Origin of the sequence: Pseudohaliea sp. (assembly GCF_040217025.1) — a bacterium.
Taxonomy (GTDB): Bacteria; Pseudomonadota; Gammaproteobacteria; order Pseudomonadales; family Halieaceae; genus Pseudohaliea.
The window spans coordinates 220,059-243,062 of the sequence record NZ_JAVJOA010000004.1; the positions used below are offsets into that span (position 1 = coordinate 220,059).

Here is a 23,004-nt window from a genome sequence, read left to right on the forward strand (position 1 = left end):
CCCTCTGACGCCGACCCGGAGGTTTAGCCATGGCCAAGACAGCCCAGGATCGCAGCCGGCTCGATCCGGTGTGGCAGCAGATCCTCGAGGAAACCGCGTCGCACGCGGCGGAAGAGCCCATGCTCGCCAGCTACCTGCACGCCACCATCCTCAACCATCGCTCCATCGAGAGCGCCCTCAGCTTTCACCTCGCCAACCAGCTCGACAGCCCCGCGCTGTCGTCGCTACTGTTGCGGGACGTGGTGCTCGAGGCCTTCGCCGCTGACCCGGCGATTCTCGATGCGGTGCGCGCGGACCTCTGCGCCGTGGTGGACCGGGACTCCGCCTGCTGCGAGCTGTACATCCCCTTCCTTTACTACAAGGGCTTTCACGCCCTCGAGGCGCACCGGGTGTCGCACTGGCTTTGGCAGCAGGGCCGGCGCTCGCTGGCGCTGCTGATCCAGAACCGCATGAGCTCGAAGTTCGGCGTGGACATCCACCCGGCGGCCCGCCTGGGCCGCGGCATCATGCTGGACCATGCCACCGGCCTGGTCATCGGTGAAACCGCGGTGGTCGGCAACAACGTGTCGATCCTGCAGTCGGTCACCCTGGGCGGCACCGGCAAGGAGGATGGGGACCGGCACCCGAAGATCGGCGACGGCGTCCTGATCAGCGCCGGAGCGAAGATCCTCGGCAACATCACCGTCGGCGAGGGCGCCAAGGTCGGTGCCGGCAGCGTGGTGCTGCAGCCGGTGGCGCCGCACACGACCGTGGCCGGCGTGCCGGCGAAGGTGGTGGGGCGGCCGGGCTCGGACCAGCCGGCTCTCGAGATGGATCACGGCTGGCCCTGCAGCGAGGGCTGACGGGGCCGGCGCGCGGCAGGCTCAGTCGTTCTTGTGGTACTGGGGCGAAAGCTCCACCACGGCGTCGGCAAAGGCGGTCACGTGGTCCGGGTTCACGCCGGGCGTGATGCCGTGGCCGAGGTTGAAGACATGGCCGCTGCCGTGGCCGAAGCCCTCGAGGATCGAGGCCACCTCTTCGCGAATCCGCGCCGGGGACGCAAACAGCATGGACGGGTCCATATTGCCCTGCAGCGCAACCTTGTCGCCCACCGCGGCGCGAGCCGTGGCGATGTCCGTCGTCCAGTCGATGCCGACCGCGTCGGCACCGCTCTCGGCGATGGCCGGCAGCCACTGGCCGCCGCCCTTGGTGAAGAGGATGCAGGGCACCTTGCGGCCGTCCGCCTCTTTCGGCAGGCGGGCGACGATGCGCTGCATGTACTTGAGGGAGAACTCCTTGTAGCCCGCGGCGGAGAGCGCGCCACCCCAGGTGTCGAAGATCTGCACCGCCTGGGCGCCCGCTTCGATCTGCGCCGTGAGGTAGTCCGCAACCGCGTCGGCGAGGATGGTGAGCAGCTGGTGCATGAGCTCCGGCTGGTCGTAGGCCATGCCCTTCACCCGGGCGAAGTCCTTGGACGAGCCGCCCTCCACCATGTAGGTGGCAAGGGTCCACGGGCTGCCTGAGAAACCGATGAGCGGCACGCTGCCGTTCAGCTCGCGGCGGATCGTCCGCACCGCGTCCATGACGTAGCCAAGGTCGTCCTCGGCCTTGATGGGCTTGAGGCCCTCGATGTCCGCCTCGCTGCGCACGGTCTTCTTGAAGCGCGGCCCCTCGCCGGTCTCGAAGTAGAGGCCGAGACCCAGGGCGTCCGGCACCGTGAGAATGTCCGAGAAGAGGATGGCTGCGTCCATGGGGTAGCGGCGCAGCGGCTGCAGGGTGACCTCGCAGGCGAGCTCGGCGTTCTTGCACAGGTCCATGAAGGACCCCGCCTGCTCCCGGGTGGCACGGTACTCCGGCAGGTAGCGGCCCGCCTGGCGCATCATCCACAGGGGGGTGCGGTCCACGGGCTGGCGCGTCAGCGCGCGCAGGAAACGGTCGTTCTTCAGTTCACTCATGGGTCGTGCCTTGTCCTTAAGATTGCCCGATGGCCGGCGCGCCGGCGCGCCGGCGCTGCTCACACCTCGAGATAGTCGAGGATGCCCTCGGCCGCCTGGCGGCCCTCCCAGATCGCGGTGACCACGAGGTCCGAGCCGCGGACCATGTCGCCGCCGGCGAACACCTTGGGGTTGGTGGTCTGGAACTTGTACTGCTGGTGCTCGGGCGCCACCACGCCCTGCCAGTCGTTGGTGTCGACGCCGACCTTCGGAAACCAGTCTGCGGGGCTCGGCTGGAAACCGAAGGCGATGATCACCGCGTCGGCCTCCAGCACGTGCTCGCTGCCGGGGATCGGCTGCGGGCGGCGACGCCCGTCGGCGTCCGCTTCGCCCAGCTCCGTCTTCACCAGCTTCACGCCGCCCGCTTCGCCGAAGTACTCCACGACTTCGAGCGGCTGGCGGTTGAAGAGGAAAGTGACGCCCTCGTCGCGGGCGTTCTTCACCTCGCGGCGAGAGCCCGGCATGTTCTCCTCGTCCCTGCGGTAGGCGCAGGTCACGTCGGCCGCGCCCTGGCGCACGGCGGTGCGCACGCAGTCCATGGCCGTGTCGCCGCCGCCGAGCACCACCACGCGCTTGCCGCGCAGGTTCACGTACTCGCCGTCGGCCTGGTCGAAGCCCAGGTTGTTGTTCACATTGCCGATGAGGTAGGACAGCGCCTTGTGGACACCCGGCAGGTTCTCTCCGGGGAAGGCGCCCTGCATGGCCTTGTAGGTGCCCATGCCGAGGAAGACCGCGTCGAAGTCGGCGAGGAGATCATCGATCTCCACGTCCTTACCCACCTCCATGTTGAGGCGGAACTCGATGCCCATCTCCTCGAAGATCTCCCGGCGGCGCATCATGACCTGCTTCTCGAGCTTGAACTCGGGAATGCCGAAGGTCAGCAGGCCGCCGATTTCCGGGTAGCGGTCATAGACCACGGCCTTCACCCCGGCGCGGGTGAGCACGTCGGCACAGCCGAGGCCCGCGGGGCCGGCGCCGATGATCGCGACGCGCTTGCCCGTGGGTACGACCTGCGACAGGTCCGGCCGCCAGCCCATGGCGAGGGCAGTGTCCGTGATGTACTTCTCGCTCGAGCCGATGGTCACCGCGCCGAAACCGTCGTTCAAGGTGCAGGCGCCCTCGCAGAGGCGGTCCTGGGGACAGACACGGCCGCAGACTTCCGGCAGCGTGTTGGTCTGGTGCGACAGCTCGGCGGCCTCGAACAGGTTGCCCTCGGCCACCAGCTTCAGCCAGTTGGGGATGAAGTTGTGCACCGGGCACTTCCACTCGCAGTACGGGTTGCCGCACTCCAGGCAGCGGTCCGCCTGCTCCTCGACCTGTGCCTTGGTATAGGGGTCGTAGATCTCGACGTACTCGGTCTTGCGCGTCGTCATGGACCGCTTGTCCGGGTCGTGCCGACCGACATCGATGAACTGGAAATTGTTGCTGACGCGTCCACTCATGGGATTACCTCCTGCCCGCGCGGCCTCAGTCGGTCTCGCGCAGGCGCGTGAGCAGCTGGTCGAGATCTGCCGCCTTCGGCTTGACCAGCCAGAACTTGCCGACGAAATCCTCGAAGTTCTCGAACACCTCCGCGCCCCACTCCGAGCCCGTCTCCTCGACGAACTCGGCGATGATGGCGCGCAGGTGGGTACGGTGGGCCTCCATGTACTCGGAGCTCACCCGGTGGATTTCGACCAGCTCGCTATTGTACTTGTCGATGAAGCGGCGCTCTAAGTCCAGCACGTAGGCGAAACCGCCGGTCATGCCGGCGCCGAAGTTGACCCCGGTGTCGCCGAGCACGGTGATACAGCCGCCGGTCATGTACTCGCAGCAGTGGTCGCCGGTACCCTCGACGACGGCATGGGCCCCGGAGTTGCGCACGCCGAAGCGCTCGCCGGCGATGCCCGCGGCAAACAGCTTGCCGCCGGTCGCGCCGTAGAGGCAGGTGTTGCCGACGATCACCGCCTCCCGGGAGCGGAACTCGGACCCGGCCGGCGGGTACACGACCAGCTTGCCGCCGGCCATACCCTTGCCCACGTAATCGTTGCAGTCGCCCTCGAGGTACATGTGCAGCCCGCCGGCGTTCCAGACGCCGAAGCTCTGACCGGCGGTACCGGTGAGACGCAGAGTGATCGGGGCCGCCTCCATGCCCGCGTTGCCGTGGCGGCGGGCGATCTCGCCGGAGAGGCGGGCACCGATGGAGCGGTCGCAGTTGGTCACGGTGAAGTGGAACTCGCCGCCCGCCAGGGCCTCAATGGCCGGCAGCGTGGCGGCGACCATCGCTTCCGCCTTCTCGCCGCGGTCGAAGGGCCGGTTCGCCGCGACCTGGCAGAACTGCGGCTGGTCGGCACTGTCCTCGTCCTTGTGCAGGATCGGTGACAGGTCCAGGCGCTTGTGCTTGTCGGTGCTTCCCGGGAGCACGCGCAGGAGATCGGTGCGGCCGATGAGCTCCTCGAGGGAGCCGACACCGAGGCGGGCCAGCCACTCGCGTACCTCCGTGGCGACGAAGGTGAAGAAGTTCACCACCATCTCCACGGTGCCGTTGAAGTGGTCGTCGCGCAGGCGTTCGTTCTGCGTGGCGACGCCCGTGGCGCAGTTGTTCAGGTGACAGATGCGCAGGTACTTGCAGCCCAGGGCAACCATGGGCGCGGTGCCGAAGCCGAAGCTCTCGGCGCCGAGGATGGCCGCCTTGATCACGTCGAGACCGGTCTTCAGGCCGCCGTCCGCCTGCAGGCGGATATTGCCGCGCAGGCGGTTGCCGCGCAGAGTCTGCTGCACCTCGGCAAGGCCCAGTTCCCAGGGCGAACCGGCGTAGCGGATGGAGGTCAGCGGGCTCGCCGCGGTGCCGCCGTCGTAGCCGGAGATGGTGATCAGGTCCGCGTAGGCCTTGGCCACGCCGGCGGCCACCGTGCCCACGCCGGGCTCGGACACCAGCTTCACGGAGACCAGCGCCTCCGGGTTGACCTGCTTAAGGTCGAAGATGAGCTGCGCCAGGTCCTCGATGGAGTAGATGTCGTGGTGCGGCGGCGGCGAGATCAGCGTGACCCCGGGCACGGAGTAGCGCAAGCGGGCGATGAGCCTGTTCACCTTGCCGCCCGGGAGCTGGCCACCCTCGCCGGGCTTGGCGCCCTGGGCGATCTTGATCTGCAGCACCTCGGCGTTGACCAGGTAGTGCGGCGTGACCCCGAAACGGCCGGAGGCGATCTGCTTGATCTTGGACACGCGCTCGGTGCCGAAGCGGGCCGGATCCTCGCCGCCCTCGCCGGAGTTCGAGCGCGCACCGATGCGGTTCATGGCCGCGGCGAGCGCCTCGTGGGCCTCGGGGCTCAGCGCCCCGAGGGACATGCCGGCGGAGTCGAAGCGCTTGAGGATGTTTTCCAGCGGCTCGATCGCATCGAGAGCCAGCGGCTGGTCGGCGCACACCGGTTCGAGCAGGTCGCGGATCGTCGCCACCGGGCGCTCGTTCACCAGCGTCGCATAGCGCTGGTAGACCGCGTAGTCGCCGCTCGCCACCGCCTGCTGCAGCGTCGTCACCACGTCGGGATTGAACGCGTGGTACTCCTGGCCATGCACGTACTTGAGCAGGCCGCCCTGTTGGATCGGCTTGCGCTCGCGCCAGGCATCCAGTGCCAGCCGATGCTGGTCCGACTCCAGCTCGGCGAAGCCCGCGCCGGCGATCCGCGACGTGACGCCACAGAAGCAGCGGTCGACGACGTCCGGCCCGAGACCAATGGCCTCGAAGAGCTGGGCGCCGCGGTAGGAGCTCACCGCCGAGATACCCATCTTGCTCATGATCTTGAGCAGGCCCTTGTTGATGCCCTTGCGGTAGTTCTTGAAGCACACGCCCGGGTCGCCGAGGAGTTCGCCGGAGCGCATCAGGTCCTCGAGCACGCTGTAGGCGAGGTAGGGATACACGGCGGTCGCACCGAAGCCGATCAGGCAGGCGATCTGGTGGGAATCGCGGGCGCTGGCGGTCTCGACGACAATGTTCGCGTCACAGCGCAGGCCCTCGGCGATGAGGTGATGGTGTACCGCGCCCGTGGCCAGCAGGCTGTGGATGGGCAGCCGGTCCGGGGCGATGGCCCGGTCCGAGAGCACCAGGATGGTCACGCCCTCCTCCCGCACCAGCCGCGCGCACTCCGCCACCATGGCGTCGATGGCCTCGGCCAGGGTGTGCTCCGAGGGATGGTAGGTGCAGTCCACGTCCCGCGGCGAGAAGCCCTCGCGCTTCAGGTTGATGAGCGTGTTGAACTTGCCCTGGGACAGCACCGGCGAGGTGAGGATGACCCGGTCCGCGTGCTCGGGACCCTGGGAGAAGATGTTCTTCTCACCGCCGAGGTCCGTCTCGAGCGACATGACGATGGCCTCGCGCAGCGGGTCGATGGGCGGGTTGGTGACCTGCGCGAACTGCTGCCGGAAGTAGTCGTAGAGTGAGCGCGGCCCCGCGGAAAGCACCGCCATGGGCGTGTCGTCGCCCATGGAGCCGACGGCCTCGTTGCCCGTCTCGGCGAGCGGGCTCAGCACCTGCTCGCGCTCCTCGAAGCTCACCTGGAACATCTTCATGTACGCGTTCATGCGCTCGGGCTCGATGCCCGGGGTGACCTCCGGGTCGAAGCTGCCGACGATGCGCTCGGCGTTCTCTTTCAGCCAGCGCTTGTAGGGTTTGCTGGCCTTCAGGCGGTTGTCGATCTCCTCACTCTGCAGCAGCTCGCCGGTGTGCGTATCGACCATGAGAATCTGCCCCGGGCCGACCCGGCCCTTGGCGATGACATCCTCACTGCGGTACTCGTGCGTGCCGACCTCCGAGGCCAGCGTGATGAAGCCGTCCTTGGTGCGCACCCAGCGCGCCGGGCGCAGGCCGTTGCGGTCGAGCAGGCAGACCGCGTAGCGGCCGTCCGTGAGCACGATGCCCGCCGGGCCGTCCCAGGGCTCCATGTGCATGGAGTGGTACTCGTAGAAGCCCTTCAGGTCCGGATCGATGGATTCGATGTTCTGCCAGGCCGGCGGGATCAGCATACGCAGCGCCCGGGGCATGTCGACGCCACCGGTGAGCAGCACGTCGAGCATGTTGTCCAGGCTCGAGGAGTCCGAGCCGGTGCGGTTCACGATCGGCGCAATCTCGCGGATGTTCGGCAGCCGTTCCGACTCGAACAGCGCCGTGCGCGCCTCGGCCCAGTTGCGGTTGCCCTGGATGGTGTTGATCTCACCGTTGTGCGCGAGCAGCCGGAACGGCTGGGCCAGGGGCCAGCGCGGCAGCGTGTTGGTGGAGAAGCGCTGGTGGAAGACGCAGATCGCCGTCGCCAGGCGCTCGTCGCCCAGGTCCGGGTAGAAGCGCGGCAGGTCCACCGGCATGACCAGGCCCTTGTAGCTGAGTACCCGGCCGGAGAGGCTGCAGATGTAGAAGTCCTCGTCGCCCTCGTTGGCGATCTCCGCCTTGCGCCTGGCGACGAAGAGCTTCGTGGAGAGCTCGGCCTCGGTGCACTCGCCGCCATCGAAAAAGACCTGCTCGATACGCGGCAGCGACGCCAGGGCGATCTCGCCGCAGACGCTCGGGTCCGTCGGCACGGCCCGCCAGCCGAGCACGGGGAGGCCCTGGTCCTCGAGGGCACCCTGCATGGCGGCGCGGGCCGCATCGGCGCGGGCCTCATCGGCGGCCAGGAAGACCATGCCGACGGCGAAGTTCGCGGGCAGCTCGACGCCGAGGTCTTCGCGCGCCACGGCGGCCATGAAGTCCCTGGGCATCTGCATGAGCAGGCCGCAGCCGTCACCTGTCTTGCCGTCCGCCGCGATGCCGCCGCGGTGGGTCATGCAGGTGAGGGACTCGATGGCTGACTGCAGCAGGCGATGGCTCGCATCACCGGCCGTGTGTGCGATCAACCCGAAACCGCAATTGTCACGGAACTCCTCAGGTCGATACAGGCCTGCTCTCATAAGATTCCCAAAAAATAAGATAAATCAGCTGGTTACCGCGGCAGTCGCCTCGCCACGGCGAAGCTGGGCAGGGCGGGGATCGGCAATTCTACACAGATGGGAGGGGGCGAACAAACCACCCCGGGGTGGTCCTAAATGGCCACGGCACCGCCGAGGAGGGCATCGATTTCCTGCCCGTCAACGTCGCCCACGACTACCGCGTGACCGATCTCCCGCAACAGGACGACCCGCAGGCGACCGTCGACAACTTTCTTGTCCCGGGCCATGAGCGCGAGAAAGCGCTCCGCGTCCATGTCCGCCGGCGGCACCACCGGCAGGCCGGCGCGGCGCAGCAGGGCGATGAGCCTGTCCACCTCTGCCGCGGGCACCCAGCCCCGGGACGCGGACAAGCGCAGGGCGAGCACCATGCCGGCGGCCACCGCCTCGCCATGGAGCCAGCTGCCGTAGCCCTGCGCGGTCTCGATGGCGTGGCCGAAGGTGTGGCCGAGGTTGAGAATCGCGCGGACACCGCCCTCGCGCTCGTCCTCCGCCACCACCGCAGCCTTGGTCGCGCAGCTGCGCTCGATGGCCTCCGCGAGCACGGCCTCTTCCCGCGCAAGCAGCGCCGCCAGGTGCTCGTCGAGCCAGCGGTAAAAGCCGGCATCGCGGATCAGGCCGTACTTGATCACCTCGGCGAGGCCCGCCGCGAACTCACGGTCCGACAGCGTCTGCAGCACCTGCAGGTCGATGAGCACCGCCGCCGGCTGGTGGAAAGCGCCGATCATGTTCTTGCCCAGCGGGTGGTTGACGCCGGTCTTGCCGCCGACGGAGGAATCGACCTGGGCCAGGAGCGTCGTCGGCACCTGCAGCAATGCCGCACCGCGCTGGTAGCAGGCGGCGGCAAAGCCGGTAAGGTCGCCGACCACGCCGCCGCCGAGCGCGATGAAGGTCGTCGTGCGATGGTGTCCGTCGGCGAGCGCCCGGTCGAGGATGGTCTCAAAGCTCTCGAGGGTCTTGTGCGCCTCGCCGTCGGGCAGGATTACCTCGGTGACCGCCACCGGCGAGTCCAGCGCATCGCGGAGCCGGCCGAGGTAGAGCGGTGCCACCTTGTCGTTGGACACGATCACCACCTGGCGTCCGGCGAGGTGCCGGGCGAGGAGTGTCGGGTCGCCGAGCAGGTCTCGGCCGATATAGATGGGATAGCTGCGCTCGCCGAGGTCGACGTGCAGCATGTGCATGATCAGCGCCATGGCGCAGGTCCTGTCAGCTGTCGGTAGCGGCGCGCAGGGAGGCCAGCACGCGCTGGGCAACAGTCTTGGGGCTGCTCGAATCGGTGTCAATCACCAGGTCCGCCACCGAGCGGTAGAGCGGGTCGCGCTCGGCAAACAGGCGTCGCAGCGTGCCTTCCGGGTCGGCCGTCTGCAGCAGGGGCCGGTTGCGGTCCTTTCGCGTGCGGCGAAGCTGCTCCTCGAGAGTCGTGCACAGGTAAATGACGAAGCCCCGCTCGGAAAGCACCTGCCGGTTGGCGGGCCGCAGCACCGCGCCGCCGCCCGTCGCCAGCACCGTGTCGTCCCAGGTGGTCATCTCAGCGATCACGGCCTCTTCGCGGTCGCGAAAGCCCGCCTCGCCCTCGACGTCAAAGATCCAGGGAATGTCCGCCCCGGTCCGGGCCTCGATCTCCGCGTCGGTATCGGCGAAGCCGAGGCCGAGGGAGCGGGCCAGCTGGCGGCCGATCGTGGTCTTGCCGGCCCCCATGGGGCCGACCAGGAAGACCCTGCGCAGATCGGGCACGGCCTGCCGGGGACCCCGCTAGTCGAGGAGCGTATCGGCGAGGATGCGCGGCGTAATGAAGATCAGCGTCTCGGTCTTCGTCGTCTGCCGCGCTTCGTTGCGGAACAGCGCACCCACGTAGGGAATATCGCCGAAGAACGGCACCTTGTTGACCGTCTCCACCAGCTCCGTGCGGAACACCCCGCCGAGGACCACGGTCTCGCCGTTGCCCACCAGCACCTGGGTGGTCAGCTCCGTGGTGTCGATGGCGGGGATGAGGCCGCCCTGCCCGCTGGGCACGAGGTCGCCCACGGAATCCTGGGTGATCACCAGGTCGAGGAGAATGCGATCGTCCGGGGTGATGTTGGGCGTCACGTCCAGGGACAGCACCGCCTCCTTGAACTGCACCGCCGTGGCGCCGGAGGCCGCGGCCTGCTGGAAGGGAATCTCCGTACCGGACTTGATGTTCGCCTGCTGCTTGTCGCCGGTAATCACCTTCGGCTGCGACACCACTTCGCCCTTGCCCGCCGACTCAAGGGCGTTGAGCTCGGCGGTGAGGAAGAGGTCCTCGGAGGTGAAGCCCACGGCAAAGCCGCTGGTCGCACTGCCGACGCCGAGATCCACCATGAGCGCGCCCGGGTAGGACAGGTTTGGCTGGGTGCCGTTGATGACCGAGTTGTTCAGGTTCACGGCGTTGGCACTGTCGCCGGTGATGGACAGGATGTTGCCATCGGCGTCGGGGTCGAGGTACCCGCCGCCCCACTGGATGCCGAGTTCCTTCTCGAGGTCGGACTGGGCGATGACGATGCGCGACTCGATCATGACCTGGCGGATCGGGATGTCGACCTTGTCGATGAGGTCGCGCATCTCCGCCAGCTTGGAGGAGGTCTCGGTAACGATCAGCGAGTTGGTGCGCGGGTCCACGATCACCGAGCCCCGGGAGGAGATCAGCGAGCCGCCTTCCTCGGAGCCGGCCTGGAACAGCTGCACCATCTCCGCGGCCTTGGCGTAGCGGATACGGATGAACTCCGAGCGCAGCGGCGCCAGCTCGGCGATCTGCTTGTTGGCCTCGATCTCCTGGCGCTCGCGCTCGGCGATCTCCGCCGCCGGCGCCACCAGCAGTACGTTGCCCACCTGGCGCTTGTCCAGCCCTTTGGTCTTGAGCACGAGCTCCAGGGCCTGGTCCCAGGGCACGTTCTTGAGGCGCAGGGTGATGCGGCCGGAAACCGTGTCGGAGGCGACGAGGTTCAGCTCCGTGAAGTCGGCGATGAGCTGCAGCACCGCGCGCACCTCGATGTCCTGGAAGTTCAGGGAGATGCGCTCGCCGACGTAGGCGAACTCGCTGCGGCGCTCTTCCACCTCGGCCTCGGTGAGGGGCTTCACGGCGACCACGTACTGGTCATCTGCCTGGTAGGCGAGGTAGTCGAAATCCCCGGTGGTCTTCAGGGTCAGGGTGGCACCGCGCTCGGTGGTGCCCACATCCACGGAGACGACGGGAGTGGCGAAATCCGTGACGTCATAGTTGCGCATGAGCCGCTCGGGCACGTCCGTGTCGATGAACTCGACCTTCACGTCGCCGCGCTCGCTGAACACGTTCACGTCCACAGAGGGGTCAGACAGCTCGAGCATCAGCCGGCCCTCGCCGTCGGGGCCGCGCTGGAACTGCAGGTCCTCGATACGCGAGACGACCTCCATCACATCCTCCACCGCTGACTTGACGCGGTTCGGATCGGAGCTGCGCTTGTAGTACTGGCCCTCGGAATCCTGGCCGACGGTGAGGTAGAGACTGTTGCCGTCGACGCGGGTCTCGTACGGCACCAGCTTGACCAGGTTGAGCACCAGCCGCGTGCGCTCGCTGGCCTCGAGGACGAGGACCTCGGTGGCATTGCCGTAGGGCAGGCTGAAACGCTTGCGCTCGAGACGGCTGGCGGTATCGGGAAAATCGATGGCGATCCGCGCCGGCTTCTCGATCGTGTAGGACTGGAGCTCCGCCGGCGGCGGGCCATCGAAGTCGAGGCGCACCTCGAACTTGCTTCCGGGCCGGGAGCTGAACTCGATATCGGTGACCGCGTGGGTCGCCGCGGCGGCCGCCGCGAGGTCCACCAGGGTCGCCACGCCGGCGAGCAGCAGCGCCAGCGCGAGCCGTCCCCCTGAGCGTTCTTGTCTCTGTGCCATGATGCCAGCTCCCCGTTTTGTCCTGCTCTTCCCCATGGCCGTCATTGTGGTAATCATCTACAAGCCACTCAGTTCGATGGTGCGCGGCCGCTCGACCCAGCCTTCACTGGTGCCGTCGCTGACGATCTCTACCACGGCCAGGTAGGTATCGGTCAGCTCAACGATCTTGCCGTGGTCGCGGCCGAGGAAATTGCCCTCGGTCACCCGGTGGATGCCGCCATCGGGATCCCGCACCAGGGCCCATTCCCTGCCGCCCCGGGCCAGCGTGCCCACCATCGACAGCGAATCGAAGGTGAACTGCTCGAGAAACTCCTTCGGCCGCTCCGTGTCGGGCTTGATCGCGTTCTTGCCGGCGAGCCGGGCAATGTCGCGCACGGCGATGGGCCGGTCGAAGGGGCTGCGCATGCGGGTGGCGCTGTAGGCGAAGGGCTCGTAGGCCTTGAAAGTCGGGATCGGCGCGATGACGCCGCCGGGCCGGGCCTTCTTCTCGGCCATGAACTGGTCGAGGTCGGAAAAATCCTTGCCACCACAGGCACCCAGGGCGAGGGCGAGGGCGAGGGCGGCGAGAACGCGGGCACGCTTCAACATTGCTAGCTGTCCCCGTCCTTGTAGCGGTAGGTCTTGGCGGTGATGTTCATCTGCAGCGCGCTTGCGTTGCCACCGCCGCCGGAAATCACGAAGTCGTGCAGCGTCACGATCCTCGGCAGACCGGCCATGCTGCTGATGAAGGCGCCGAGGTCGTGGTAGGAGCCGCTGGCGGAGATGGCGATGGGCAGCTCCACGTAGAACTCCCGGCTGACCTCCTTCTGCAGGTCGATGGAGGCGATCTTGAGGCCGTTCTGGAGCCCCTTGTTGGTGATGTCCTCAAGCAGCCCGGGCACTTCCGTGTCGGAGGGAAGCTGGCTGATCAGCGCGCCGAAGCTCTCCTCCATCTCGATCATCTGCCGGCGGTAGGCATCGAGGTTGGCAACCTGAAAGGCCTTCTTCTCGTATTCCTGCTTGAGCTTGCCTTCCTCGCCCTCGACCCGCGCGAGGTTATTGCGCAGTTCCTCGACATGGTAGTAGTAGCCCGCTGCCACCAGCGCGCCGAAGAGCAGCACGCAGAGGATCGCCTTGACCAGCACCGGCAGCGTGCCGATGTTGTCCATGTTGAGGTCGGAGAGATCGAACTCCCGTAAGGCCCGCAGGGAATCTTCAAGCGCCATCAGCTCAGCCCCCCGTTCCTTGATCTTTGTCGTCCTGCGGCAGGTCCACCATCACCGAGAGGTCGAAGGTGGCGGCCTGCTCCCCGTAGGCCGGTGCCGCTCGAACCGCGTCGAGGTTCGGGTTCTCCAGCCACTCGGAGCCGTCGAGGCGACGCATGAGGCTCGAGACCCGGTTGTTGGACTCGGCCACGCCGGTGATCTGCAGCTTCTTCGCCTGGGCCTGGACCCGGTTGTAGAAGACCCCGTCGGGCACCGTGCGCACGAGCTGGTCGAAGATGCGGACGATAATCGGCCGGTTCCCCTGCAGCTCCTGGATGACACGCATGCGGTCGATGAGCTGGTTGCGCTTGCGCTGCAGGTCGCGGATTTCCGCCACCTGCTTGTCCAGCTCCTTGATGTTCTCCTGCAGGTAGGCGTTGCGGGCCCGCTGGTGATCGATCTGCGCATTGACCACCCGGTCCGCCAGCACCACCAGCAGTACGGCGCCGATCGCCACCAGGCCGAGGATGGTCAGGAACTGGCGCTTCTGTTCTTCGCGGCGGGCATCGCGCCAGGGCGGCAGGTTGATTTGCGCCATCAGTCGAAGCTCCGCAGGGCGAGGCCACAGGCGATCATCATCGCCGGTGCGTCGCTGCCTAAGGCCACGGCGTTCACCCGCGGCGAGATGCTCATCTCGGCGAAGGGGTTGGCCATGGCGGTGGGCGTACCCAACCTTTCCTGGACCAGCTCGACGAGGCCTTCCATGTAGGAGACGCCGCCGGCCATGATGATGAAGTCGACGTCGTTGTACTGGCTGGAGGAGAAGAACAGCTGCAGTGAGCGCGTGACCTGCTGCACGACGGCGTCGCGGAAGGGGTTCAGGAGCTCTTCCTCGTAGTCGTCCGGCAGACCGCCCTGCTTCTTGGCAAGGCCGGCCTCCTCGAGGGGCAGGCCGTAGCGACGCATGATCTCGTCGGTGAGCTGCTTGCCCCCGAAGAGCTGCTCACGGGTGTAGATGGTCTGGCCGTTGGCGAGGACGCTGAGCGTGGTCATGGTGGCGCCGATGTCGACGACGGCGACCACCGCGTTCTCCTCGAGGCCGAGGTTCTCGCGAAGCAGCCCGTAGGCCCGCTCCATGGCATAGGCCTCGACGTCCATCACCTTGGGTTCGAGGCCGGCGTTCTCGATGGCCTCGACGCGGGCGTCGATGGTTTCCCGGCGGCAGGCGGCAAGGAGCACCTCCACCATGCCCTCGCGGCCGGGTACGGTGCCCTGCACCTCGAAATCCAGCGCGACTTCCTCCAGCGGATAGGGAATGTACTGGTCTGCCTCGAGGGTGAGCTGGGTCTCCATCTCCTCCTCGGAGAGGCCCTCGGGCATCTGCACCTGCTTGGTAATGACCGCGGAGCCGGCGACGGCAGCGGCCACCAGCTTGAGCTTACTGCGGGACTGCGCCAGCACGCTGCGGATCGCGTTGGCAACGCCATCGATGTCGCTGATCGCCTTCTCCACCACCGCGTCCTGCGGCAGCGAAGCAACGGCGTAACTCTCCACACGGTAGGAGTCGCCGTTGCGGCTCAGCTCTAGCAGCTTGACCGTGGTGGAACTGATATCCAGCCCCAGCAGCGCCACCTGCTTTCTCTTCCCTAAAATGCCAAGCAAGTCATTTTCCTATATGATTCACAGACTTAGCTATTGTTTGTGTTCTTATACTTCAATATCGGCCGTTAAGCCAGTCTGCTACACAATTTAAACACAAAAAAAGCATACTATTACCACAAGGTAAACCTTTTGCCGTATTCTGCCCGCCCTCCTGACACAGACCCGGAGTTGTCTTGAGTTTGCTGCGCCGACTCCTGCGCCTGGCCGTTCTCGGCGGCCTCGGCCTCGCCTGGCTGCTCGCCGGCGTCTATCTCTACCTGGGCCCCGGGCTGCCGGACGTCGAAACCCTGCGCGACGTGCAGCTGCAGACGCCCATGCGTGTGTACACCGCGGACGGCGAGCTGATCGGCCAGTTCGGCGAACAGAAGCGCAACCCGCTGGCCTACGCCGATATCCCGCCGCAGTTCATCGAGGCGCTGCTCGCCGCCGAGGACGACGGCTTCTTCGAGCACGGCGGCATCGATTTCATGGGGCTGGCCCGGGCGGTAACCGAGCTGGTCATGACCGGCGAGAAGCGCTCCGGCGGCAGCACGCTCACCATGCAGGTGGCGCGCAACTACTTCCTGTCGCTCGAACGCACCTTCCTGCGCAAGTTCAAGGAGATCCTCCTCGCCATCGAGATCGAGCGGCGCCTCGACAAGGAAGAGATCTTCGAGCTGTATTTCAACCGGGTATTCCTGGGCCACCGCGCCTACGGCTTCGAGGCCGCGGCGCAGGTCTACTACGGCCGCAGCATCGGCGAACTCACCCTGGCGCAGCACGCGATGCTCGCGGGCATTCCCAAGGCGCCGTCCCGAGACAACCCGCTCTCCGGCCCGGAGGCCGGCCGCGAGCGGCGCAACTGGATCCTCGGACGCATGCTCAGCCTCGGCTTAATCACCCGCGCCGCCTACGAGGAGGCCGTGCGCGCGCCGGTGACCGCAGACCATCACGGTCCCCAGGCGACCTTCGACGCCCAGTACGTGGCCGAGATGGCCCGCAAGGAGATGCTCGAGCGCTTCGGAAGCGAGGCCTACACAGCGGGTTACGAGGTCTACACCACGCTCCGCGGCGACCTGCAGCGGGTGGCGCAGCGCGCGATCATCGACGGCCTGCTGACCTACGACCGGCGCCATGGCTACCGCGGGCCCGAGCTGGAACTCCCGGTGCCCGGGCCGGTCGCGGCTGCGGGAGATGACGGGGAAGCCGCCGCGCCGGCCGTCGGGGACGACCCGAACGCGCCGCCGGGCGCAACGCCGCTGCCCCGCGAGGCCTGGCTCGCCACGCTCGCCGAGCTGCCGGCGGTCGCCGGCCTCGCACCCGCCGCGGTCACTGCCGTGGAGGCCGACCGGGTGCGTATCCTGCTCGCCGACGGCAGCGAAGACGAGGTGCTCTGGGAAAACGGCCTGCGCCAGGCCCGGCCCTACCTGAGTGAAAACGCCGTCGGCAGCGCGCCGGGCAGCCCGGCGGACGTGCTCGCCGTCGGCGACGTTATCCGCGTCGACCGCCGCGACGATGCCTGGCGCCTGTCGCAGGTGCCGGCCGCCCAGGCCGCGCTGGTCTCCCTGGACCCGGACGACGGCGCCATCATCAGCCTCGTGGGCGGCATCGGTTTCGAGCTCTCCAAGTTCAACCGCGCGACCCAGGCCGAGCGCCAGCCCGGGTCCAACTTCAAGCCCTTCCTCTATGCCGCCGCCCTGGATGCGGGCTTCACGGCGGCGAGCATCATCAACGACGCCCCGATCGTCCTCGAGGATGCGTCCCTGGAAGGTATCTGGCGACCCGAGAACGACGGCGGCAAATTCTACGGTCCGACGCGGCTGCGCTGGGCCCTGACCAAGTCGCGCAACCTGGTGTCGATCCGCCTGCTGCGCCAGCTGGGCGTGAGCCGCCTTATCGACTACGCCGGCCGGCTCGGTTTCGACACCAGCGATTTCGCCCCGGACCTCTCCCTCGCCCTGGGTACGCACGCGATGGCCCCGCTCGAGCTGGCGGCGGCCTACGCGGTACTGGCCAACGGCGGCTACCGGGTAGAGCCCTACCTCATCGCCCGCGTCGATGACAGCGTCGGGGAGACGGTCTGGGCGGCCGATCCCGTGCGGATCTGTCGCGACTGCGAGGGCCGGGAGCTGAGCATGGAGGAGATCCTCGCCGGTGAGAACGCCAACGGCCACCGCCGCGCCGGGCGGGTCATGGACGAGCGGGTGAACTTCATTCTCGACGACATGCTGCAGGATGTGATCACCCGCGGTACCGGGCGCCGCGCCCTGACCCTGAAGCGCAAGGACCTCGCGGGCAAGACGGGGACCACCAATGGCCCCATGGACGCCTGGTTCTCCGGCTACAACCGCGACGTGGTAACGACTACCTGGGTCGGCTTCGACGCCTACACGCCCCTCGGGCGCAGGGAGTTCGGCGGCACGGCCGCGCTACCCATCTGGATAGACTTCATGCGCGAGGCGCTCGCGGACAGCCCGGACCGGGAGCGGCCGGTACCGGCGGGCATCGCCAGCGTGCGCATCGACCCGGAGACCGGGCGCCTTGCCGGCGCCGGCGACAGTGACGCGATCTTCGAGTACTTCAGGGAAGAGTATGTGCCGGCGCCCGGCGAGGGCGGCGGTGAGGACGTGCCCGGCAAGACCGGGACCGACGACCTGATCCGGGATATCTTTTAGCGGCTGGCGTCACCCGCGCAGGCGGGTGAGAAACACGGCGGCGCGGGCGCGCCGCCGCTGAACGGTCCTCAGCGCTTGGCGCCGCGGTTGCCGAAGCGCTTCTTGAAGCGGTCGACGCGGCCGCCGGAGTCGACGATCTTCTGCTTGCCCGTGAAGAACGGGTGGCACTGTGAGCAGACGTCGATGTGGAAGTCCTGCCCCAGGGTCGACCGGGTGGTGATGGTGTTGCCGCAGCTGCACGTTGCCGTGACCGCCTCGTACTTCGGGTGGATATCGCTTTTCATGGCGTTGACTCCTGCCGTTCGACGCCGCCACCCGGTCCCTGCCGGGCACCGCGCCTGTGGGTGCCACTCTCCGGGCCAGAGGGCCCGGGGAAAAAGAGCGCGAATACTACCAGAACGGCGCCCGCGCGCAAGAGGACTGAGGACTGAGGCCGCCGGCCCGCCTCCGGTCGGGCCGCAGGGCAGTGCTAGACTGCGCCGACCACCGCGAGATCGCCCATCGATGCCCGTCATCCTCCGCATCGCCGTGCCCGGCAACCCCCTGCGCCGGTACTTCGACTACCTGCCGCCGGCGGACCTCGACCCGGCCGCGGCAGCCGCGCTCGCGCCAGGCTGCCGGCTCCGGGTGCCCTTCGGACGGCGCAGCGTCGTGGGTTTCCTGGCGGAGGTCGCGGCACAGAGCGACCTGCCCGCCGACAGCCTGCGCCCCGCGGAGGCCCTGCTCGACGAGACGCCGCTGCTGACGGCCGCCGTCACCGCCCTCTGCCGCTGGGCGGCGGCCTATTACCAGCACGCGCCGGGGGAGGTCTTCGCGGCCGCCTTCAGCCAGCGCCTGCGCAGCGGCCGCGCTCCGGCCCGGCACGCCTGGCAGCTCACGGACCGTGGCGCGGGCCTTGCCGACGATGCGCTGGCCCGGGCACCGCGACAGCGCGAGGCTCTCGCCGCCCTGCGCCGCGCGGCACTGCTTGCGGACGACGGGCTCGCCGCCGCCGGCATCCGTCGCGAGGCCCTGCGCGAGCTGGCCCGCAAGGGGCTCGCCGAGCGCTGCGCCCCGGGGCCGCAGCCGGCGCGTGTGCGCGAGCCGGGGCCAGAGCTGGCGCCGGAGCAGGCGGCCGCCGTCGACGCGCTCGGCGCCGACCTGGGCCGCTTCGCCTGCCACCTCCTCGAGGGCGTAACCGGCAGCGGCAAGACGGAGATCTACCTGCGCCTCATCGCCGCCTGCCTCGAACGCGGCGAGCAGGCGCTGCTCCTCGTCCCCGAGATCGGCCTCACCCCCCAGACCCTCGCCCGCTTCGCCGGGCGCTTCGACGCGCCCATGGCCGTGCTCCACTCCGGCCGCGCCGCCGGCGAGCGCAGCGACGACTGGGAGGCGGCGGCCAGCGGCCGCGCCGCCGTGGTCATCGGCACGCGCTCAGCGGTGTTCGTACCGCTGCCGCGCTGCGGCGCGATCATCGTCGACGAGGAGCACGACGCCTCCTACCGGCAGCAGGACGGCTTCCGCTATTCCGCCCGGGACGTGGCCGTGAAGCGGGCCCAGCTCGAGGCCTGCCCGGTACTCCTCGGCAGCGCCACGCCGTCGCTGGAGTCCCTGCACAACGCAGGCAGCAGCCGCTACCGGCACCACCGGCTCACGCGCCGGGCCGCCGGCGCCAGCCTGCCGGCACTCACGCCGGTGGATTTGCGCCGCCAGCCGCTGCGCGCAGGCCTGTCCCCGGCGCTGCTCGCGGCGGTGGAGGAGACCCTGGCACAGGGCGGGCAGGTGCTGCTGTTTCTCAACCGGCGCGGTTACGCGAGCAGCCTGCAGTGCCACGACTGCGGCTGGGTCGCCGGCTGCGACCACTGTGACGTGAGGCTCACGGTGCACCGGCGGCGCAAGCGGCTGCAGTGCCACCATTGCGGCGCCCGCAAACCCCTGCCCGCCGCCTGCCCGGATTGCGGCGGCGGGCAGCTGCTCGCGGGGGGGCTGGGCACGGAGCAGACGGAGGATTTTCTCGCCGCTGCCCTGCCGCACTGGCCACTGCACCGGGTCGACTCGGACGCGATCGACAGCCCCGCCGCCATGGAGGACCTGCTGGCCGAGGTTGGCCGCGGCGAGCCCTGCATTCTTCTCGGCACGCAGATGCTCACCAAGGGACACCACTTCCCGGGCGTGACGCTGGTCGGCGTGGTCGATTGCGACGCCCTGCTCTTCGCCGGGGACTTCCGCGGCGAGGAGCGCCTTGCCCAGCTGCTGACGCAGGTCGCGGGCCGCGCCGGGCGCGCCGGCCGTCCCGGGCGCATGCTCCTGCAGAGCCACTACCCGGATCACCCGCTGCTGCGGGCGATCCTCGAACAGCCCTACGGCGACGTGGCGGCGGCACTGCTTGACCGCCGCGCGGAGGCCGGCCTGCCGCCGCTCGGGCAGCTCGCCCTGGTCCGCGCCGACAGCCCGCGCGCCGGTGAGGGCGAGCGCTTCCTCGCCGCGCTGCGCCGCGGCGCCGAGGCCGTCCTGCCGCCGGGTAGCCGGCTCGTCGGCCCGCTGCCATCGGCGCTGCCGCGCCGGGCGGGGCGCTACCGGGACCAGCTTCTCTGCCTCTGCCCGGACCGGGCCAGCGGCAGCCGCGCGGCCGCTGCCCTCGTTCGTGCCGGCGAGGCACTGCGCGCCCCCGGGGGTCTCAACTGGTTCATCGAGATCGACCCCCTGGAAACGCTCTGAGCCCGCCGCGCAGCTGGCCAGCGGCGGGCAGACGCGCGATAATGCGCGGCTTTCACGGCGCCCCGCCCGGGGCGGCTTCCGCCAACGCAAACGGGCTCCTTTCCCGCATGAATCGCACATGAAAAGCTTGATCGAGCGCCTCCTCGGGGACGCGCTGGCCACGCTGGTTGCCGAGGGCACGCTGCCCGAGGGCACCGCGCCGGCGATCCAGGTGGAGCGCACCCGCGACCCGTCGCACGGCGACCTCGCCAGCAACATCGCCCTCGCCCTCGCCAGGAGCGCCGGCATGAAGCCCCGGGACCTAGCCGGGCGCATCAGCGAGGCGCTGCCCGCCGACCCGGCGGTCGAGCGGACGGAGATTGCGGGCCCGGGCTTCATCAATTTCTTCCTCGCCGCCGACGCCAGCACGGCGGTGGTGGCCGAGGCCCTGCGTGCCGGCGAGCGCTTCGGCGAGTGCGACGAGGGCGCCGGCCGCAAGGTGCAGGTGGAGTTCGTCTCGGCGAACCCCACGGGCCCGCTGCACGTCGGCCACGGCCGCGGCGCGGCCGTCGGCGACAGCCTCTGCCGCCTGCTCCGGGCCACGGGCTGGGAGGTCTCCAGCGAGTTCTACTATAACGATGCCGGCCAGCAGATCGAGAACCTCGCCCGCTCCGTGCAGGCCCGCTGCCGGGGGCAGGCGCCCGGCGATGCCGCCTGGCCCGAGGACGGCTACCGCGGTGACTACATCGTCGAGGTGGCGGAAGCCTACCTGCGCTGCGACAGCGTCGCCGCCGAGGACCGGCAGGTCACCGGGGCCGGCGACCCGGAGGACCTCGCGGCGATCCGCGACTTCGCGGTGGCCTGGCTGCGCCACGAGCAGGACCTGGACCTGAAAGCGTTCGGCGTCGACTTCGACGTCTACTTCCTCGAGTCCTCCCTGTACCGCTCCGGCGAGGTCGACGACGTGGTCGGGCTGCTCGTCGAGGCCGGCAGGACCTACGAGCAGGAAGGCGCCCTGTGGCTGCGCACGACGGACTACGGCGACGACAAGGACCGGGTCATGCGCAAGGCCGACGGCGGCTATACCTACTTCCTGCCGGACGTCGCCTACCACCTGAACAAGTGGCGCCGCGGCTTCACGCGCGTTATCAACGAGCAGGGCGCGGACCACCACAGCACCGTCACCCGCGTGCGCGCCGGCCTGCAGGCGCTGGAGCAGGGCATCCCCGAGGGCTGGCCCGACTACGTGCTGCACCAGATGGTGACGGTCATGCGCGACGGCGCCGAGGTAAAGCTGTCCAAGCGCGCCGGCAGCTACGTCACGCTGCGCGACCTGATCGACGAGGTGGGCCGGGACGCGACACGCTACTTTCTCGCCGCCCGGGCGCCGAGCTCGCAGCTCACCTTCGACATCGACCTGGCCCTGTCGCAGAGCAACGACAACCCGGTCTACTACATCCAGTACGCCCACGCCCGGGTATGCAGCGTGCACCAGCGCCTCGCCGAGGCGGGGCTGGCCTGGGACCGGGAGGCGGCCCTCGCGCAGCTCACGCTGCTCGGCAACGAGGAGGAGCAGGAGCTCCTGCGCTCCCTGGCCCGTTACCCGGAGACGGTGGCGCGGGCCGCCCGCGAGGCCGAGCCCCACGCGGTCGCCAACTACCTGCGCGAGCTCGCCGGCCACTTCCACACCTTCTACAACGCCCACAAGGTCCTCGTCGACGACCCGGCGCTGCGCGACGCGCGTATCGCCCTCGCCGAGGCCGTGCGCCAGGCCATCGCCAACGGCCTCGGCCTGCTCGGGGTCAGCGCGCCGGAGCGCATGTAGATGGCGGGAGGCGGCAGGACGCAGGGTCGTACACCGGGAAAAGGGCGGCGCCAGGGCGCGAGCCGGCGCAGCCCCGCGGCCGGCGGCGAGAGCCGCGGCCGGCTGCTGCGCTGGTACGGCGGCGGCGTCGCCACCGGCGTCCTCGCCAGCTTCCTGGTCTACCTGGCGACACTGCCGGGCGGGCCGGCCACGGAGGCACCCTCTGCAAAGCCGAGCGCAGGGAGCGAGCCAGCGGCGGAGCCCCGCTACGAGTTCTTCGAGGTGCTGCCGCGGCAGACCATCGAGGTCGACGTGGACCCGGCAGAGGTCGCCGCGCAGCGCGGCACCAGCGACAACGCCGTCTACCTGCTCCAGGCCGGCTCCTTCCGCCGCGCCGAGGACGCGGACCAGCGCCGCGCCGAGCTGCTCCTGCTGGGGCTCGAACCCCGCGTGGAGGAGACCAACGGCAGCAACGGCCGCTGGTACCGGGTCCTCCTCGGGCCCTTCCCCTCGCGCTCGCGCATGGCCGCGGCGCGCAGCCTCACGGCCCAGCAGAACATCGACACGCTGCTGATGCGGCGCAGCGCCGAAGGCTGAAGGCCCGCCGCCCTTGAATTGGGGTGCTGCCGGACCCATAGACAGGGGAAACCCCGGCGGAGAACGCTCGTGAAGCAATTCGACGGCACCACCATTCTGTGCGTGCGCCGCGGCGACCGCGTGGTGATCGGTGGCGACGGCCAGGTGTCCATGGGGCACACGATCATGAAAGGCAATGCCCGCAAGGTCCGCCGCCTGTACAAGGACCGCGTCATCGCCGGCTTTGCCGGCGGCACCGCCGATGCCTTCACCCTGTTCGAACTCTTCGAGGGACAGCTCGAGAAACACCAGGGCCAGCTCGTGCGCGCCGCAGTGGCCCTGGCCAAGGCCTGGCGCACGGAGCGCAGCCTGCGCCAGCTCGAGGCGCTGCTCGTCGTCGCCGACCGCGACAGCTCGCTGGTGATTTCCGGCAACGGCGATGTCATCGAGCCCGAGCACGACCTCATCGCCATCGGCTCCGGCGGCAGCTACGCGCAGGCAGCGGCGCTCGCGCTGCTCGAGAACACCGACTTGGACGCGCGCGCCATCACCGAGAAAGCGCTGGCCATCGCCGGCGACATCTGCGTCTACACCAACCACCAGCACAGCTTCGAAGAGCTGGAGACCGGCCACTGACC

General features: G+C 68.9%; 17 protein-coding genes. 6 read left to right on the top strand and 11 right to left on the bottom strand.

Features of this window, described 5'->3' with window-relative positions; genetic code table 11:
* The first annotated feature begins 29 nt into the window (after positions 1 to 29).
* The gene (gene cysE / locus RKE50_RS02010; protein WP_350033978.1) at positions 30 to 842 is read left to right on the top strand and encodes a serine O-acetyltransferase; all 813 of its coding nucleotides are present in this window, start codon (positions 30 to 32) and stop codon (positions 840 to 842) included.
* A gap of 21 nt (positions 843 to 863) precedes the next feature.
* On the opposite strand, the gene hemE is transcribed toward cysE, so the two are convergent.
* The 10 genes from hemE to RKE50_RS02060 all read right to left on the bottom strand — a co-directional run bounded on the left by hemE (position 864) and on the right by RKE50_RS02060 (position 14,626).
* On the bottom strand, positions 864 to 1,934 hold the full coding sequence (gene hemE / locus RKE50_RS02015; RefSeq protein ID WP_350033980.1) for a uroporphyrinogen decarboxylase: 1,071 nt from the start codon (positions 1,932 to 1,934) through the stop codon (positions 864 to 866).
* Between the two features lie 59 nt (positions 1,935 to 1,993).
* Positions 1,994 to 3,415 carry a glutamate synthase small subunit GltD family protein gene (locus RKE50_RS02020; RefSeq protein ID WP_350033982.1) on the bottom strand — a complete coding sequence of 474 codons (1,422 nt, stop codon included), beginning with the start codon at positions 3,413 to 3,415 and terminating at the stop codon, positions 1,994 to 1,996.
* A 25-nt stretch (positions 3,416 to 3,440) separates the two neighbouring features.
* Positions 3,441 to 7,886, bottom strand: a complete 4,446-nt coding sequence (gene gltB, locus RKE50_RS02025; protein WP_350033984.1) for a glutamate synthase large subunit — start codon at positions 7,884 to 7,886, stop codon at positions 3,441 to 3,443.
* A gap of 131 nt (positions 7,887 to 8,017) precedes the next feature.
* Positions 8,018 to 9,103, bottom strand: a complete 1,086-nt coding sequence (gene aroB, locus RKE50_RS02030; RefSeq protein WP_350034391.1) for a 3-dehydroquinate synthase — start codon at positions 9,101 to 9,103, stop codon at positions 8,018 to 8,020.
* Positions 9,104 to 9,128: 25 nt separating this feature from the next.
* Entirely contained in the window at positions 9,129 to 9,656 is a 528-nt protein-coding gene (gene aroK / locus RKE50_RS02035) for a shikimate kinase AroK (RefSeq protein WP_350033985.1), read from the bottom strand.
* An 18-nt stretch (positions 9,657 to 9,674) separates the two neighbouring features.
* A complete protein-coding gene (locus tag RKE50_RS02040) occupies positions 9,675 to 11,810 on the bottom strand; it encodes a type IV pilus secretin PilQ (protein WP_350033986.1) in 2,136 nt (711 codons plus the stop codon).
* Between the two features lie 57 nt (positions 11,811 to 11,867).
* Complete coding sequence (locus RKE50_RS02045; RefSeq protein ID WP_350033988.1) at positions 11,868 to 12,398, bottom strand: pilus assembly protein PilP; 531 nt, start codon at positions 12,396 to 12,398, stop codon at positions 11,868 to 11,870.
* A gap of 2 nt (positions 12,399 to 12,400) precedes the next feature.
* Entirely contained in the window at positions 12,401 to 13,015 is a 615-nt protein-coding gene (locus tag RKE50_RS02050) for a type IV pilus inner membrane component PilO (RefSeq protein ID WP_350033990.1), read from the bottom strand.
* 4 nt (positions 13,016 to 13,019) lie between these two features.
* The gene (locus RKE50_RS02055; protein WP_350033992.1) at positions 13,020 to 13,592 is read right to left on the bottom strand and encodes a PilN domain-containing protein; all 573 of its coding nucleotides are present in this window, start codon (positions 13,590 to 13,592) and stop codon (positions 13,020 to 13,022) included.
* Positions 13,592 to 14,626: a pilus assembly protein PilM gene (locus RKE50_RS02060; protein WP_350033994.1), complete on the bottom strand. Its 1,035-nt coding sequence runs from the start codon at positions 14,624 to 14,626 to the stop codon at positions 13,592 to 13,594. The genes RKE50_RS02055 and RKE50_RS02060 overlap by 1 nt, the downstream gene beginning before the upstream one ends.
* A gap of 203 nt (positions 14,627 to 14,829) precedes the next feature.
* On the opposite strand from RKE50_RS02060, the gene RKE50_RS02065 reads away from it, so the two are divergent.
* On the top strand, positions 14,830 to 17,310 hold the full coding sequence (locus RKE50_RS02065; RefSeq protein WP_350033996.1) for a penicillin-binding protein 1A: 2,481 nt from the start codon (positions 14,830 to 14,832) through the stop codon (positions 17,308 to 17,310).
* 68 nt (positions 17,311 to 17,378) lie between these two features.
* Here the strand turns inward: RKE50_RS02065 and rpmE are convergent, their stop codons facing one another.
* On the bottom strand, positions 17,379 to 17,594 hold the full coding sequence (gene rpmE / locus RKE50_RS02070; RefSeq protein ID WP_350033997.1) for a 50S ribosomal protein L31: 216 nt from the start codon (positions 17,592 to 17,594) through the stop codon (positions 17,379 to 17,381).
* A gap of 220 nt (positions 17,595 to 17,814) precedes the next feature.
* Between rpmE and RKE50_RS02075 the strand changes: the two genes are divergently transcribed.
* The 4 genes from RKE50_RS02075 (at position 17,815) to hslV (ending at position 23,002) form a co-directional block, all read left to right on the top strand.
* Positions 17,815 to 20,007: a primosomal protein N' gene (locus RKE50_RS02075; protein WP_350033999.1), complete on the top strand. Its 2,193-nt coding sequence runs from the start codon at positions 17,815 to 17,817 to the stop codon at positions 20,005 to 20,007.
* 118 nt (positions 20,008 to 20,125) lie between these two features.
* Positions 20,126 to 21,811 (top strand): arginine--tRNA ligase, encoded by a 1,686-nt coding sequence (argS, locus tag RKE50_RS02080; RefSeq protein WP_350034000.1) that lies wholly within the window; start codon positions 20,126 to 20,128, stop codon positions 21,809 to 21,811.
* The gene (locus RKE50_RS02085) at positions 21,812 to 22,387 is read left to right on the top strand and encodes an SPOR domain-containing protein (protein WP_350034001.1); all 576 of its coding nucleotides are present in this window, start codon (positions 21,812 to 21,814) and stop codon (positions 22,385 to 22,387) included.
* A 69-nt stretch (positions 22,388 to 22,456) separates the two neighbouring features.
* The gene (gene hslV / locus RKE50_RS02090; RefSeq protein ID WP_350034002.1) at positions 22,457 to 23,002 is read left to right on the top strand and encodes an ATP-dependent protease subunit HslV; all 546 of its coding nucleotides are present in this window, start codon (positions 22,457 to 22,459) and stop codon (positions 23,000 to 23,002) included.
* Positions 23,003 to 23,004 lie beyond the last annotated feature (2 nt).